The organism is Actinomyces sp. B33 (genome assembly GCF_028437565.1).
In the GTDB taxonomy this organism is placed as follows: Bacteria; Actinomycetota; Actinomycetes; order Actinomycetales; family Actinomycetaceae; genus Pauljensenia.
Window position 1 is genome coordinate 52,965 of record NZ_JAMRYR010000001.1, and the last position, 15,780, is coordinate 68,744.

Genomic DNA, 15,780 nt, shown 5'->3' on the forward strand with positions numbered 1-15,780 from the left:
GCACCAAGTCCTCATTCATCGGGCGCATCATCGCCGCGCCCTCCTCTTGCGAACGGCCATCGCGGTCCCTCCCGCGCACAGGAGGGAGGCCGCGCCCGCCAGGAGGAGCGAATCGGTGCTCAGCCCCCCGGTCAGGGGCAGGCCGGGAACCCTCGCCTTCGCGTTCGTGAAGGCCTCGCTGAAGGCGTAACCGCCGGCGTCCGAGATGCGGAAGTCGTGCGGAACGGCATCGAGTACATACCCCGCCGGCGCCTTCGCCTCGGTGAGCGAGTACTTCTCGTCGCTCGCCTGCAGATCGGCGACTTCGAACCGGCCGGGGGCCGGATCCCGGTCCGCGAACGCCCCTGCCGGGCAGACGGCCTCCTCGCAGTCCGCGATCACGGTGCCCGGGGGCACGCCCGGTCCGGTCAGGGCCCATTCCGACCCGCCAAGGGCCGCGCCGTTATCGGCATCGGTCTTCGACCAGACGACGGGCCCCGTGAGCTTGACGTTGACGAAGGGGCCGAGGGTCATCGTCGTATCGGCGTCCGCCGCCTCGACGGACACCCTGTGGGCCGTCGAATCGAGTTGGTAGCCGTGGGGAGCGGTCTTCTCCGTCAGGGTGTACGTCCCGAGGGCGACGTCCTTCAGGAGGAAGGCGCCCTCCGCGGGATCGATGTCGGCGCCCGCGCATTCGGCTGCGGAGTCCGCGACGCAGTCGTCGACGGTCATCGCCGCTCCCGCGGGGTCGGTCGGCTGCCAGGTCCACGCGGATCCGCCGAGCCGGGCTCCCCCACTGGTGTCTCCGACCTTCGTCCAGCTCACCCGGGGCAGGCGCTTGTTCGCGATCGCGCCCGCGTCGACGGTCGCGCCGTTGTCCTTGACGACGACGGTCGTGGTCTTGTCGGTCGCGATGTAGCCCGTGGGCGGGGTCTTCTCCGTGAGGGCGTACGTCCCGAAGGCGATGGAGGCGAGCGTGAAGTGCCCCGGTCGCGGATCCTGGTCTCCGGAGGCGCCGCACGGGGCGCTCGTGCAGTCCTCGATCGTCCGCGCCGATCCGGCAGGGTCGGTCGGGGTGAGGACCCATACGGATCCTCCGACGGGCCGGCCCTGGGCGTCGGTCTTGCGCCACGTCACCGCGCCGGTGATCGGGGTGTTCTCGATGTCCCCGAGGGCGACGGGGGTCGAGGCGCTGCCCGCGTCGAGTTCGAATGGCCTGTCGTTCCCCGGGACGTATCCGCTGGGCGCCGTGTCCTCGTGGAGGGTGTATCTGCCCAGTGGCAGCCCCTTGACGGCGAACGCGCCGACGGCAGGATCGGCGTCCCGGCCGGAGTAGCCGGGTTGGCCGGTGTTGTCGGCGACCTCGATGGGGGTCGAGCCGTCGGCCGGGATGATCCGCCACGTCGAGCCCCCGAGGCGCTCCCCGGTCGCCGACGAGACCTTGCGCCAGGTGACGTCCCCGACCTTCGGCTTGGGCGTGTTGGTGAAGGTGCACAGGAAGTCCCTGGAGTCCCCCGGGGCGACGTACAGGCCGTACGTGGGGTTCGCGCCGGGCTTGCGGGTCGCCTCCACCGGGTTGCCGGTGTACTGGTCGACGCAGTGGAACGTCGTGTCGTAGTCGCTCATCCTCGCCCCGTTGAGCGGCTCCTCCTTCATGACGTACTCGCGGCCCTTCTTCACGATGAAGACCCCTGCGGAGGCGAGGTGCCCGGTTCCCGTCCCCTGGGTCTCGTCCTGGGCGAGGAGGACGCCCCCCTTGCCGAGAACGGATATCCTGAACTGGTCCCCGGCCTTCTCGCGTCCGACGAGGTTCTTGACGAGGTAGAGGGTCGAGGGGTTGGCGCAACTGGCCAGGTCGCTCCCCGCATGACCCCCGGGCATGCCCTGAAGCTCGATGTCGCGCCCATTGGCCTCGCCCGTATCGGGATCGATCGAGTAGTTTCGAGTCCGGCCGCCCTTGGAGTATTGGACGAACAAGTTCCCTTCGCTGTCGAAGGCCAGCCCATTGGCCTGGCCTTTCGAGGCTTTGAGATCCGCGGTCTTGCCGGACGGGCGGATCTCGCCACCGCGAGCGCGGTCGAGCTCTTCTTTAAGGACCGGGACGACCTTCGTGTGCTTCTTCCCATCGTTCCAGAGGATGAAGAGGTCGCCCGCAGAGCTGAAGGCGATATCCCCATTACCGGAATCGGCGCCGTGCTCGCGCACATAGACGTACCCCACGGATACGACTCGTCCGCCCTCGTACTTCAGCAGATGGAAATAAACGTTGTGATGGCCGTATCGATCCGGTTTGAATTCGAAGAACCCCCCGAAGTAGAAGGCGCTGTTCGGGTCGGTGGGGTCGATGCCGCCGGCGATCAGCGATCCCTGGTCAACGCCGTATACCGGCTTCCGATGATAGTTGTAGACGTTCTTCAGGGTTGGGATATCACCGGTGTACAGGGCTCTCACCCCGTCGTTGGGAGTCCACCTGCGGATCGTCAGCCGCCGGTTGTTGTTGCGGTTGTAGGCGTAGGCGACACGGCCCCCGTCTCCGATGGCGAGCCCATTGTAATGGTCCCCCTCATCTCGGTAGGTACGCGAATAATCGCGTGGAAAGCTGAAGGCGGGGACTGTCGACGGACGGGGAATCCCATTCGCCGACGTGACGAGGCGGACCTCGCCGTTGTCGGCGATCGTGTAGTAGTCCCCGGCCCCGCACGACAGGGGCGCATTCCGGGACCTCAGGGGATTCGCAGCGGGGCCGCGGACCGCCCTCGGCTCGATAAGGGCCTCCGGCTCAACATCGTCGGGGGATGCCGCAGGGGTGCGACCCTCCTCGTCGAGATCCTCCGATTCCAGGTCCTCGACATCCTCGCCGGGGCGGAGCGGAGCGGAGGAGTCGGACTCGACCTCGGGCTGATCCGGCACTCCGGCCCCCTCACCGGATTGCGGAGAATCCACGGGAGACTCCGCGACCACGGGATCGGCGGGCTCGTCCGCGGCGGCCGAGGATTGCGGCAGCACGACGGCCCCGATGAGCACGAGGGAGCAGACAGCGGTGACGACGCCCGAGGTCGCGCCATGACGGCGACGCGCGTGGCGGACCCGTCTATTTCGATACGTTATCCCACGATGCCGCATATGCGCACCTTCCCGACTCGACGATCGAACGCAACGCCATCACGACACCAGCACGCGCTTTTCAATCTTCTTTGCACTCTTGAAACTTACTGAATAATAACCTCCCCCCCCCCCCGAGCAAATCGTCCCTAATAACTGTGGAGAAGACCGAGAGAAATTGTCGCGGAGGGAAAAAGAATTCTTCGCATTAACGCAGGTCATGAACCATATGACGATATATCGGGTTATCGGCACGGCGAGCGCCCCCATCGGCGGACGAGCCCCACGAGGACAGGACGCGACCGGACACGCAGCGCCGGACAGCGATCAGCCCGCTCCGACCCGGTCGATCCCCCTCGCCCCGCCGAGAACGAACGGGACCCCCGCTCGCCGAAGCGAGCGGGGGTCCCGCAGAGGATCGTCAGCGGACAGGCTCCGCGTCGATCACTTCTTGATCTCGGTGACGCGGCCGGAGCCGACGGTGCGGCCGCCCTCGCGGATGGCGAAGCCGAGGCCGGGCTCCATGGCGATGGGTTGGATCAGCTCGACGGTGATCTCAGTGGTGTCGCCGGGCATGACCATGTCGGTGCCCTCGGGGAGGGTGATGACGCCGGTCACGTCGGTGGTGCGGAAGTAGAACTGCGGACGGTAGTTCGAGAAGAACGGGTTGTGACGCCCGCCCTCTTCCTTCTTGAGGATGTAGACCTGGCCGACGAAGTCGGTGTGGGGCGTGATCGAACCGGGGACGGCCACGACCTGGCCGCGCTCGACCTCGTCGCGCTTGGTGCCGCGCAGGAGGAGGCCGCAGTTCTCGCCGGCCCACGCCTCGTCCATCGACTTGTGGAACATCTCGATGCCGGTGACCGTGGTCTTCTGGGGCTCGCGGATGCCGAGGATCTCGACCTCGGAGTTGATCGGGAGCTTGCCGCGCTCGACACGGCCGGTGACGACGGTGCCACGACCGGTGATCGTGAAGACGTCCTCGATCGGCATGAGGAAGGGCTTGTCCATGTCGCGCTCGGGGGTCGGCACGAAGGCGTCGACGGCCTCCATGAGCTCCTCGACCTTCGCGGTCCACTGGGCGTCGCCCTCGAGGGCCTTGAGGGCCGAGACCTGGATGATCGGGGCGTCGCGGTCGAAGCCCTGGGACTCCAGGAGGTCGCGGCACTCCTCCTCGACCAGCTCGAGCATCTCCTCGTCGTCGACCATGTCGGCCTTGTTGAGGGCGATGAGGATCGTGGGGACACCGACCTGACGGGCGAGCAGGACGTGCTCGCGGGTCTGGGCCATCGGGCCGTCGGTGGCGGCGACCACGAGGATCGCGCCGTCCATCTGGGCCGCGCCGGTGATCATGTTCTTGACGTAGTCGGCGTGGCCGGGGGCGTCGACGTGGGCGTAGTGACGCGCCTCGGTCTGGTACTCAACGTGGGACACGTTGATGGTGATGCCGCGGTCGCGCTCCTCGGGGGCGTTGTCGACCTGGTCGAAGGGGGTGAACTCGTTGAGCTCGGGGTACTTGTCGTGAAGCACCTTGGTGATCGCTGCGGTGAGCGTCGTCTTGCCGTGGTCAACGTGACCGATGGTGCCGATGTTGACGTGCGGCTTGGTGCGCTCGAACTTGGCCTTCGCCACTTGTGTCCTCCTGGACTCGGGTAGTTTTTCTCAGCCTTTGGCTGGTGTCACTCTAACACTGCCGGGGCATGAGACCTACTGGGTTTTATTTGGTGTGAGGCGGCTCGCTGGCCCCCGCCCGAAGGGACGGGGCCCGGCGAGCGCACCCGGTGGGACTCACGCGCCCCGAGACTTTCCGATGATCTCTTCCGCGACGTTGCGCGGGACCTCGGCGTAGCTGTCGAACTCCATCGCGTAGACCGCGCGGCCCTGCGTCTTCGAGCGCAGATCGCCGATGTAGCCGAACATCTCCGAGAGCGGGACCTGCGCCTTGACGACGCGCACGCCGTGCTGCTCGTCCATCGACTGGATCGAGCCGCGCCGCGAGTTCAGGTCGCCGATGACGTCGCCCATGTATTCCTCGGGAGTACGGACCTCGACGGCCATGATCGGCTCGAGGAGGACCGGGGACGCCTTCTTCGCGGCCTCCTTGAGGGCCATGGAGCCCGCGACCTTGAACGCCATCTCCGAGGAGTCGACCTCGTGGTAGGCGCCGTCGAGGAGCGTCGCCTTGATGTCGACCATCGGGTAGCCGGCGAGGACGCCGGACTGCATGGCGTCCTGGATGCCCGCGTTGACCGAGGGGATGTACTCGCGCGGAACGCGGCCGCCGGTGACCTTGTCCTCGAACTCGTACTCGCTGTCGGAGCCCGCCGGGAGCGGCTCCAGGGCGATGATGACGCGCGCGAACTGGCCGGAGCCGCCCGTCTGCTTCTTGTGCGTGTACTCGTACTTGTCGACCGTCTTGCGGATGGTCTCGCGGTAGGCGACCATCGGAGAACCGACGTTCGCCTCGACCTTGAACTCGCGGCGCATGCGGTCGACGATGATGTCGAGGTGGAGCTCGCCCATGCCGCCGATGATCGTCTGACCGGTCTCCGCGTCGAGCTCGACGGTGAAGGTCGGGTCCTCCTCGGCGAGCTTCTGGATGGCGACGCCCATCTTCTCCTGGTCGGCCTTCGACTTGGGCTCGACGGCGACCTGGATGACCGGCTTGGGGAAGGTCATCGACTCCAGGACGATCGGCTTGTCGATCGCGCACAGCGTGTCGCCGGTCGTCGTGTCCTTGAGGCCGATGACCGCGTAGATGTGTCCGGCGTGCGCCTCGTCGACCGGGTTCTCCTTGTTCGAGTGCATCTGGAAGATCTTGCCGATGCGCTCCTTCTTGCCCTTGGTGGAGTTGAGCACCTGGGCGCCCGACTCGACCTTGCCCGAGTAGACGCGCACGAAGGTCAGCTTGCCGTAGAACGGGTGGGCCGCGATCTTGAACGCGAGGGCCGCGAAGGGCTCGGCCTCGGAGGGCGTGCGCGACTCGGTCTTCTCCTCGTCGTCGGAACCGGGCTTGAAGCCCTTGACGGATTCGACGTCGAGGGGGGACGGGAGGAAGTCGACGACCGCGTCGAGGACCGGCTGGACGCCCATGTTGCGCAGGGCCGTGCCGCAGTAGACCGGGAAGGCCTTGCCGGAGACCGTCAGGAGGCGGATGCCCTCCTTGATCTGCTCGTTCGTCAGCTCGCCGTTCTCGAGGTAGGCCTCGGTGAGCTCGTCGGAGCCCTCGGCGGCGGCCTCGACCATCGCCTCGCGGTACTCCTCGGCGCGCTCCTGGAGGTCCTCGGGGATCGGGCCGCGGACGATGACCGAGCCGAGGGTCGGCTGGCCCTTGTCGTCGGTCGCCGGGTAGCGCAGGGACTCCATGGTCAGCAGATCGATCTGGCCCTCGAACTCGTTCTCGGCGCCGATGGGCAGCTGCATGACGATCGGGGTCGCGTGGAGGCGGTCCTTGATGGTCGACACGGAGAAGTAGAAGTCCGCGCCCATCTTGTCCATCTTGTTGATGAAGCAGATGCGGGGGACCTCGTACTTGTCGGCCTGGCGCCACACGGTCTCCGACTGGGGCTCGACGCCCTCCTTGCCGTCGAACACCGCGACGGCGCCGTCGAGGACGCGCAGCGAGCGCTCGACCTCGACGGTGAAGTCGACGTGGCCGGGGGTGTCGATGATGTTGACCTGGTTGCCGTTCCAGAAGGAGGTGACCGCGGCGGACGTGATCGTGATGCCGCGCTCCTTCTCCTGCTCCATCCAGTCGGTCGTCGAGGCGCCGTCGTGCGTCTCGCCGATCTTGTAGTTGATGCCCGTGTAGAACAGGATGCGTTCCGTCACGGTCGTCTTGCCGGCATCGATGTGAGCCATGATGCCAATGTTGCGGACCTTGTTGAGGTCCGTGAGCACCTCTTGTGCCACGAGTGAGGTTCCTTCGGTCGAAGTGGGTGAGTGACTCGCGGGTCATCCCGTCGGCGAGGGGGACCGCGGCCTCCCCCGCCGACAGGGGATCACCAGCGGTAGTGAGCGAACGCGCGGTTCGACTCGGCCATCTTGTGCATGTCCTCGCGGCGCTTGACAGCGGCTCCCAGGCCGTTGGAGGCGTCGAGGATCTCGTTGGCGAGGCGCTCGGTCATCGTCTTCTCTCGCCGCTGGCGGGAGAAGTCGACGAGCCAGCGCAGCGCGAGGGTCGTCGCGCGAGCGGGACGGACCTCGACCGGGACCTGGTAGGTCGCGCCGCCGACTCGGCGGGAGCGAACCTCGAGGGCCGGGCGGATGTTGTCGAGAGCGCGCTTGAGGACGGAGACGGGCTCCTGGTCCGTGCGCTCGCGAACGGTCTCCAGAGCGCCGTAGACGATGCGCTCGGCGACGGTCTTCTTGCCGTCGAGGAGAATGCGGTTGACGAGCTGGGTGACGACCTTCGAGCCGTAGACCGGGTCGTCGACGAGGGGACGCTTGGGAGCGGGGCCTTTACGGGGCATTACTTCTTCTCCTTCTTGGCGCCGTAACGCGAACGGGCCTGCTGGCGGCCCCGCACGCCCTGGGTGTCGAGCGAGCCGCGGACGATGCGGTAGCGCACGCCGGGCAGGTCCTTCACACGACCGCCGCGAACGAGGACGATCGAGTGCTCCTGCAGGTTGTGGCCCTCACCGGGGATGTACGCGGTGACCTCGATGCCGGAGGAGAGGCGCACGCGGGCGACCTTACGAAGGGCCGAGTTCGGCTTCTTCGGGGTGGTGGTGTACACGCGGGTGCACACGCCGCGGCGCTGGGGCGAGCCCTTGAGCGCGGGGGTCTTGGCCTTCGCGCGCTTGGAGCTGCGGCCCTTGCGGACGAGCTGCTGAATGGTAGGCACTGGGACTCCAGTTTCTTTCCGTCGGAGGCACGGCCCGATGAGCCGCGCCCTTGTGTCAGTCTTCCATGACCGATGGATCCCCCCGCGGGCGCACGAGTGTCCGTCAGGGGCCGGTGCGCCATGATGACGAGGAGGCGGTGCCTACCGGGTCAGAGGATGACGCCCGGAGCTCCGACGGACGGAGCCCGCTGCCGGTGCGGGACCGGCGGATGAGGACCCGCGAAGCCACGGGAACCTCGGCCAGGATACGGGCCGGAACCCTCGCGGGTCAAAGGCCCCGGGGGTGACGTGGAGCGCACCCCCGCGCCCATCGCGCTGCGGAGATCGGGCCGTCCAGTGTGAGGAAGGTCCTCTCCCGACCTGGCCGAACAATTCTAATATGAGCCTATCCTCATTCTCATCAGCGCGGCCTCGATAATGGGCCGCCGACTCCGTGGAAAGGCGCATCAATGTCCGAACTCGACGAGACGATCCGCACCTCCTCGCGCTCGGGCCTGCGCGACTCCGTCCTGGGCACCCGCAACCTCATGACCCTCGCCGCCCTCTCCGTCGTCGGCTCGCTCGTCGTCGTCCCCCTGTCGATCTTCACCCCGATCTTCGCCACCACGCCCCGATCCATCCTCATCCTGTGCGCCGTCATGGGCGCCTGGTACCTCGCCTACCTCCTGCCCGGCCTCGTCGTCCCCAAGCCCGGGGCGTTCCTCGTCGCGGGCCTCCTCATGGGGATCATCTCGACCTTCACCACGCCCCTGGGCCCCACCGCGATCATCGGCAACGTCATCGGCGCCGCCTTCCTCGAGATCCCGATCGCCCTCTTCCTCTACCGCAAGTGGACGTGGTGGACCTACGGCATGGGCGCCACCGTCTTCGGCGGCCTCAACGCCGCGATGTACGGCACCGGCTACGGCGTCACCCAGACCCCCGCGCAATTCGTCATCGCCATCGTCGTGTCCCTCATCTCCTGCTACGCGACCCTCGCCCTGTGCTTCCTCCTGCGCCGGTCCCTCCAGAGCGCCGGAGTCGCGGTGACCCGGTGACGCCCGCAGTCCCCGCCAGTCTGAATCGGGTCCAGATCCGCTACCACGGCAGCGACACCTGGGTCCCCGCCTCGCCTCTGACCCTCGACCTGCCCGAGGGCACCTCCACCCTGCTCATCGGCCCCTCCGGCTGCGGCAAATCCACCGTCTCCCTGACGATCGACGGCCTCATCCCCCATTCCGTGCCCTCCGACTACCGCGGCTCGATCCTCGTCGACGGCTCCGAGGTCGCCGACACCGACATCGCGCCCCTGGCGACCCGCGTCGGCATCGTCATGCAGGACCCCGACGCCCAGATCGTCACCCGCACCGTGTGGGACGAGGTCTGCTACGCCCTGGAGAACCTCCTCCTGCCCGCCGACGAGATCATCGAGCGCGCCGGCAGGGCCCTCGCCGACCTCGGCATCGCCGACCTCGCCGCCCGCGACCCCTGGACCCTGTCCGGGGGCCAGCGCCAACGGGTCGTCCTCGCCGGGGCCCTCGCCCAACGGCCGAAGATTCTCGTCCTCGACGAGCCCACCGCCAACCTCGACCCCGCGGCCGCCCACGACCTGCACACCCGGATCGCCGGACTCACGACGACCGGAACCTCCCTGCTCATCATCGAGCACTCCCTCGACGACCTCGCCCACCGGGTCGACCGGGTCATCGCCCTCGACGAGGACGGGGGACTCATCGCCGAAGGAACCCCCCGCGACGTGTTCGTCGATGCCGCCGACTCCCTCGCCGCCGCCGGCATCCGCCTGCCCACCTCCATCGACCTCGGCAGGCGCCTCTCCGTCAGCCCCCCGCCCCTGGGGCCCGAGGAGACCCTCGCCGCCCTCGCCACCAGCTTCTCCCCCCGCATCGACGGAGCCCCCGACGACGCCCCGGCCCCCCTCCCGCCGCCGGAGCGCCCCGCCCCCGTCCTGCGCGCCCACCGGCTGTGCGTCCGACGGGGAGACGAGACGATCCTCTACGGCATCGACCTGGAGATCGGGGGCGGCGAGATGATCGCCCTCCTGGGCGCCAACGGCTCCGGGAAGTCGACGCTCCTGCGCGCCCTCGTCGGGATCCAAAGGCTCTCCGACGGCTCCGTCCGCACCGCCGGCCCGACGCGCCGCCCGTCGAACCGCCCCGTCACCCTCGTCACCCAGAACCCCGAGCACCAGTTCGTCACCGGCACCGTCCGCGACGAGCTCGCCCATGCCATGCGCCTGGCGAAACTCCCCTCCGACGTCATCGACCGGACCGTCGCCCGCCTCCTCGACGACTACCGCCTCACAGGCCTCGCCGACCGCAACCCCTTCACCCTCTCCGGCGGCCAGAAGCGGCGCCTGAGCGTCGCCGCCGCCCTCACCATCCCCCGCGACCTCGTCCTCCTCGACGAACCCACCTTCGGCCAGGACGATCGGCACGTCCACGCCCTCATGGAGCACATGCGCGCCTTCGCCGAGGACTCCGGCGCCGTCCTCTTCGCCACCCACGACCTGTCCATCGCCTCCGCCTACGCCGACCGGGCCGTCGTCCTCGACCGCGGGCGCATCGTCGTCGACGGCCCCGCCCGGACCGTCCTCGCCGACCACCTCCTCCTGCGCTCCGCGGGGCTGCGCCCCACCCCCGTCGCCCTCATCGCCGAACGCGCCCGAGCCCGAGGCATCGACGTCCCGGCCTGGCTGTCCCTCGACGACCTCGCCCCGGCCGCAGAAGCGGGACTCCCATGAGCGCCCCCGTCCTGCCCCCGCCCCGCCCGGCTCCATCCGGGCTCGCCGGCGTGCTCCGCCTCGACCCCCTGGCCCCCTTCCTCGCGATCCTGCCCGTGATCGCCGTCATCGCCACCTCGTACTCCCCCGAGCCCGGCGCCCTCGCCCTGGCCGTCGCGGTCCCCCTGATGGTCCTCGCCCAGCCCCGACGGGGCCTCCGGGCCGCCGCGCTGATCCTCGTCTTCGCCTCCCTGCTCACCCTCGGGGCCGGCTGGTCCGCCGACCCCGCGGCCGCCCCCTCCCCCGACGCCCCCACCGGCCTGCCCCTGCTCTCCCCCGGCCAATGGGCGTCCGGGATCAACCTCAGCAGCCGCATCGCCTCGATCGTCTCCCTCATCGTCACCGCGGGACTGCTCAGCAGCCCCGAGGACACCATCCGCGCCTTCGTCGTCCACCTGAGGATGCCCAGCAGGATCGGGCAGGCCGGCACCGCCGCCCTCGGCTTCATCGGCGTCCTGCGGCGCGAGCAGCAGTCGATCCTCGAGGCCCAGATGCTGCGCGGATCCAGCCTCGACCTGCCCCTCATCGGCACCGCCGCCCGCTGGCTGCGCTCCGTCCCCGCCCTCGTCGCCGCCGCCGTGCGCCACGCCGAGCGCGTCTCCATGTCGATGGACGCCCGGGCCTTCGGCGCCCACCCGACGCGCACCGAGAGGACGGACTTCGTGTGGCGCGCCCGAGACACCCTCGTCCTCCTCCTCGCCCTCGCCGCCACCGCCGCCCTCGTCGCCGCCTTCTGGGACGACGGATTCGGCCTCCAACGCAGATTCGCCTAGAACCGATGGACCCCCTATGGAACTCTCCCGACTCCTGCGCCCCGTGAGGACGATGATGATCGCGGTCTTCGCCGCCGGTTTCCTCGCCTCCGCCTTCACGCTCATGGCGCCGATCGCCGTCACCGCCCTCGCCTCCCGCGCCCTCGACGCCACCCTGGACGCGCCGACCGCCTGGCTGTGCCTGGCCGCCATCGCCGTCGGATTCGCCGCCTCCCACCTCATCGTCCTGGCCGCCACCGGTCGCGCCCACATCGTCGAGTCCGCGTTCCGGCACGACCTGCGCTCGCGCATCGCCCACCACCTCGCGCGACTGCCCCTCGGCTGGCACACCGCCGAGTCCTCCGGCCGGGTCCGCACCATCGTCTCCGAGGACGTGACGAAGATCCACACGATCATCGCCCACTCCGGCACCGACCTCGGGCACGCCCTGGGAACCCTCCTCCTCGGCTCCGCCTACCTCTTCTCCCTGTCGTGGCAGTACGCCCTCCTCCTCGTCGGCTGGCTCGTCGCCTGCCTCCTCGTCTTCTTCCTCGGGATGCTCGCCACCCCGTCGGGCTCCATCGAGGTCTTCACCGAGGCCGAGAAGGACCTCACCTCATCGACCATCGAACTGGCCGACGGGATCGCCACCGTCAAGGCCTTCGGCATGTCCACGAGCCTGTTCCAGCGCTTCTCCGACGCCCTCGACCGCTACACCACCGCCTCCTACGAGTGGATGAAGGGGCCGGGCACGCCCATGGCGGTGACGATGGCGCTCTTCTCCCCCGCCGGGCTGCTCATCCCGATCCTCCTGGGCGCCTGGGGGCTCGACCGGCTCGGCCTCATCGACCCGGTCCTCATCGTCCCCTTCCTCCTCGTCGGCGTCACCCTCCCCTCCGGGCTCTCCAGGGTCATCCCCCTCGCCCACCTCCTCGCCCAGGGCAAGGACGCCGCCGAGCGGATCAGCGCCCTCCTCGACGAGGAGCCCCTCGCCGAGCCGGCCAGTCCCGCGACCATCCCCGACGGGGCCGCCGCCGACATCGTCTTCGACGACGTGTCCTTCCGCTATTCCGACACCGCCCCCGACGCCCTCCACTCCATCAGCGCCCGATTCCCCGCCGATTCCGTCACCGCCGTCGTCGGCCCCTCCGGCTCGGGCAAATCGACCCTCGTCACGCTCATCGCCCGCTTCTGGGACGTCTCCTCCGGACGCATCCTCCTGGCCGGTACTCCCATCACCGAGCTCGCCTCCTCCGACCTCCTCTCGCGGATGGCCATCGTCCTCCAGGACGGCGGGCTCATCGCCGACACCGTCGAGGAGAACATCCGCCTCGGGCACCCCGGCGCCTCGCGCGCCCAGGTCGAAGAGGCCGCTCGGGCCGCCCGGATCCACGACCGGATCCTCGAACTGCCCGACGGCTACGACTCCGTCGTCGGCTCCCCCGGCGTCCACTTCTCCGGCGGCGAGGCCCAGCGCATCGCCCTGGCCCGCGCCTTCATCGGCGACCCCGACGTCCTCCTCCTCGACGAGGCCACCGCCCAGGCCGACCCCCATTCGGAGCGCCGCATCCAGGAGGCCCTCGGCGCCCTCGCCCGCGGCCGCACGACGATCGTCATCGCCCACCGGCTCTCGACCATCGTCGACGCCGACCAGATCCTCGTCCTCGACGAGGGGCGCCTCGTCGAATCCGGGACTCACCGCGAGCTCGTCGAACTCGGCGGTACCTACGCCGCGATGTGGGAGGCCCAGCAATGATCCGCCAACTCCTCAACCTCATCGAGTCGCGCCGAGCGACCCTCTTCTGCCTGACCGCCCACGCCGTCGGCGGCGTCTTCCAGGGCATCGCCCTGGCCCTCCTCGTGCCCCTCCTGTCCGGGTTCCTCACCGGAGCAGGCGCCGACCCCCGCTGGTTCGCCGGCATCGTCGCCTCCGTCCTCATCGCCGTGACCGCGAGCATCACCGGGTCGATCGTCGCCTTCAGGGTGGCCTCCTTCGACCTGTGCGGGACCCTGATCCGCCGAGTCGGGGCCCGAGTCCAGCAGCTCCCCCTCGGATGGTTCGACGAGGGCGCCACCGGGCGGATCACGACGGCCACCTCGACGAGCATCAACACGCTGTCGCACCTGCCGTCCATCGTCCTGCCCGAGCTGATGTCCATGGGCGGGGCGGCCGCCGCGGTCCTCGTCGCCTCCTTCCTCCACGACTGGCGCATGGGCCTGGCGCTCCTCCTCGCCGTGCCCGTCGCCCTCATCGCCCTGCGCTCCCTGAAGAAGGCCGTCGTCGTCGAGCACCGGGCCGAGGAGAAGGCGATGGAGGCCCTGTCCTCCCGGATCATCGAATTCGCTCAGCTCCAGCCCGTCCTGCGCGCCACCGACTCCCTCGCCGACGGATGGGAGCCCCTCGAGAGGGCCCTCGCCGACGAGCACGAGACGACGGATCGCGCCGGCCTGTCGAAGGGACCGGCCGGCTCGCTCTTCCACGCCGGCGTCGAAGGATCTCTCCTCCTGGCCCTCGGCATCGGCGCATTCGGCCTCCTGGGCGGTCACTCGTCACCGACGACGTTCATCGCCCTGGCCCTCATGGCGGTGCGCTTCGCCGAGCCCATCGGGATGCTCGCGTTCTACGTCGACCCCCTCCATCAGGCGCGCGTCGCCCTCGACCTCATCTCCTCCATCCTCTTCTCCCCCACCCTGCCCGAGCCCGGACCCGATCGCGCCCGCTCCCCCCGTCCCCCGGTGTCCATCGCCCTCACGGGCGTGGACTTCTCCTACGGGGCCGGCCGCCCGGTCCTCAGCGGCGTCGATCTCGACGTGCCCGCGGGCTCCGTCACCGCCCTCGTCGGGCCCTCCGGCTCCGGGAAGTCGACCCTCCTGCGGCTCGTCGCCCGCTTCTGGGACGTCGACGCCGGCTCGATCCGCGTCGGCGGGGCCGATGTGCGCGACATCCCCGAGGAACGGCTGATGGGCGCCATGTCGATGGTGTTCCAGGACGTGTACCTCTTCGACACGACGATCATCGAGAACGTCAGGGTCGGGCGCCCCGGGGCGCCCGACGACGACGTGGCCCTGGCCGCCCGGCGGGCGGGCCTCACCGACGTCGTCGAGCGAATGCCCGACGGGTGGGCGACGCGCGTCGGCGAGGGCGGCTCGGCCCTGTCGGGCGGCGAGCGCCAGAGGGTCGCCCTGGCCCGCGCCTTCCTCAAGGACGCGCCGATCCTCCTCCTCGACGAGGTGACGAGCGCCCTCGACGGCATCAACGAGGCGTCGGTGACACGGGCGCTGGCCGAGCTGTCCGAGGGCAGGACCGTTCTCGTCATCGCCCACCGGCTCTCGACGATCCGGCGCGCCGACCGCATCGCGGTGCTCAACGGCGGGAGAATCGAGGCCGTCGGCACCCACGAGGCCCTGTACGCCGCCGGCGGCACCTACCGGGAGTTCTGGGACGATCAGTCCAGCGTCGAACGGTGGAGGATCAGGAGGTCGGGATCATGACGAATCCGTGGGAGCTCTACGAGCGCCTCATCGACGAGATCCCGCCCGAGCCGCGCGTGACCAGCGCCGTGCGCTCCGGCCAGTGGTGCCGTGTCGGATCCGACTGCGGCGGGGTCGGCATGGCCTTCAACCTGCCCGAGCAGTCGCGGCCGCGCAGTCGCCAGGACGACGAGGTCGTCGGGATGGGGCTGCGCGACGCGGCCGCCCTGGCCCGCAGCTGGAACCTCGCCGAGGCCGGCATGGGCGCGGCGGCCCTCAACGCGTGGTACGCCGCCCCCGAAGTCGCCTCCGCTCACGGGTTCGCCCCCTGCCTGATGAACAACTTCGCGCACCTCTTCGACCCGTGGATCGACGAGGCCCGGGGTAGGCGCGTCGGCGTCATCGGGCACTTCCCCTTCGCTCGCCGCGCCCTGGCGGAGGCCGGCGAGGTCGTCATCCTCGAACGGAGCACTCGCGACGGCGACTATCCGGACAGCGCCTGCGAGTACGAGCTGGCCTCCTGCGACCTCGTGTTCATCACCGGCTCGTCGTTCGTCAACAAGACCGCGCCGCGACTGCTCGCCCTGACCGCCGACTGCCCGCGGACGATCGTCGTCGGCCCGTCGACGCCGGCCTCGCCGGCCCTCCTGGACTACGGGGCGGACACGGTCCTCGCGTTCTCCTGCGCCGACGCGGCGCGCCTGGAGGACGGCCTGGCCGGGCGGCTCCTCGCCGGCATGTACGACGCGGGCGAGCGCATCGAACTGCACCGCGAGGGCGCCGAGCCGTCGGGGCCCGTCGTCGCCGCAGCCCTCCCGACGAGAGTGCTTCCCCTGGCTCCCGCCTGAGCC

At 69.6% G+C, this 15,780-nt stretch carries 11 protein-coding genes; 6 read left to right on the forward strand and 5 right to left on the reverse strand.

All coding sequences use genetic code 11. The features are described from left to right. Positions 1-27: 27 nt before the first annotated feature. The 5 genes from M3T53_RS00275 to rpsL all read right to left on the reverse strand — a co-directional run bounded on the left by M3T53_RS00275 (position 28) and on the right by rpsL (position 7,927). Complete coding sequence (locus M3T53_RS00275; RefSeq protein WP_272432421.1) at positions 28-2,922, reverse strand: MSCRAMM family protein; 2,895 nt, start codon at positions 2,920-2,922, stop codon at positions 28-30. A 603-nt stretch (positions 2,923-3,525) separates the two neighbouring features. Then, positions 3,526-4,713, reverse strand: a complete 1,188-nt coding sequence (gene tuf, locus M3T53_RS00280) for an elongation factor Tu (RefSeq protein ID WP_272432422.1) — start codon at positions 4,711-4,713, stop codon at positions 3,526-3,528. A 156-nt stretch (positions 4,714-4,869) separates the two neighbouring features. Beyond that, a complete protein-coding gene (fusA, locus tag M3T53_RS00285) occupies positions 4,870-6,993 on the reverse strand; it encodes an elongation factor G (protein WP_272432424.1) in 2,124 nt (707 codons plus the stop codon). Between the two features lie 89 nt (positions 6,994-7,082). Further along, positions 7,083-7,553, reverse strand: coding sequence for a 30S ribosomal protein S7 (gene rpsG / locus M3T53_RS00290; RefSeq protein WP_272432426.1), 471 nt, complete (start codon positions 7,551-7,553; stop codon positions 7,083-7,085). Further along, the gene (gene rpsL, locus M3T53_RS00295) at positions 7,553-7,927 is read right to left on the reverse strand and encodes a 30S ribosomal protein S12 (RefSeq protein ID WP_272432427.1); all 375 of its coding nucleotides are present in this window, start codon (positions 7,925-7,927) and stop codon (positions 7,553-7,555) included. Before rpsL ends, rpsG begins: the two co-directional genes overlap by 1 nt. A 449-nt stretch (positions 7,928-8,376) precedes the next feature. Between rpsL and M3T53_RS00300 the strand changes: the two genes are divergently transcribed. The 6 genes from M3T53_RS00300 to M3T53_RS00325 are packed head-to-tail and all read left to right on the forward strand — an operon-like array spanning position 8,377 to position 15,777. After that, positions 8,377-8,964 (forward strand): ECF transporter S component, encoded by a 588-nt coding sequence (locus M3T53_RS00300; protein WP_272432428.1) that lies wholly within the window; start codon positions 8,377-8,379, stop codon positions 8,962-8,964. Then, positions 8,961-10,667: an ABC transporter ATP-binding protein gene (locus M3T53_RS00305; protein WP_272432429.1), complete on the forward strand. Its 1,707-nt coding sequence runs from the start codon at positions 8,961-8,963 to the stop codon at positions 10,665-10,667. Before M3T53_RS00300 ends, M3T53_RS00305 begins: the two co-directional genes overlap by 4 nt. Then, positions 10,664-11,479, forward strand: a complete 816-nt coding sequence (locus M3T53_RS00310) for an energy-coupling factor transporter transmembrane component T (protein ID WP_272432430.1) — start codon at positions 10,664-10,666, stop codon at positions 11,477-11,479. Before M3T53_RS00305 ends, M3T53_RS00310 begins: the two co-directional genes overlap by 4 nt. 16 nt (positions 11,480-11,495) lie before the next feature. After that, positions 11,496-13,214, forward strand: a complete 1,719-nt coding sequence (locus tag M3T53_RS00315) for an ABC transporter ATP-binding protein (protein WP_272432431.1) — start codon at positions 11,496-11,498, stop codon at positions 13,212-13,214. Then, positions 13,211-14,950, forward strand: a complete 1,740-nt coding sequence (locus M3T53_RS00320) for an ABC transporter ATP-binding protein (protein WP_272432432.1) — start codon at positions 13,211-13,213, stop codon at positions 14,948-14,950. The genes M3T53_RS00315 and M3T53_RS00320 overlap by 4 nt, the downstream gene beginning before the upstream one ends. Next, positions 14,947-15,777, forward strand: coding sequence for a Rossmann-like domain-containing protein (locus M3T53_RS00325; RefSeq protein ID WP_272432433.1), 831 nt, complete (start codon positions 14,947-14,949; stop codon positions 15,775-15,777). Before M3T53_RS00320 ends, M3T53_RS00325 begins: the two co-directional genes overlap by 4 nt. Positions 15,778-15,780 lie beyond the last annotated feature (3 nt).

Bases quoted from the DNA above. Each gene is read 5' to 3' on its own strand.
- rpsG (WP_272432426.1), bottom strand. From the start codon at position 7,553: ATGCCCCGTAAAGGCCCCGCTCCCAAGCGTCCCCTCGTCGACGACCCG.
- M3T53_RS00300 (WP_272432428.1), top strand. From the start codon at position 8,377: ATGTCCGAACTCGACGAGACGATCCGCACCTCCTCGCGCTCGGGCCTG.
- M3T53_RS00310 (WP_272432430.1), top strand. From the start codon at position 10,664: ATGAGCGCCCCCGTCCTGCCCCCGCCCCGCCCGGCTCCATCCGGGCTC.
- M3T53_RS00315 (WP_272432431.1), top strand. From the start codon at position 11,496: ATGGAACTCTCCCGACTCCTGCGCCCCGTGAGGACGATGATGATCGCG.
- M3T53_RS00320 (WP_272432432.1), top strand. From the start codon at position 13,211: ATGATCCGCCAACTCCTCAACCTCATCGAGTCGCGCCGAGCGACCCTC.
- M3T53_RS00325 (WP_272432433.1), top strand. From the start codon at position 14,947: ATGACGAATCCGTGGGAGCTCTACGAGCGCCTCATCGACGAGATCCCG.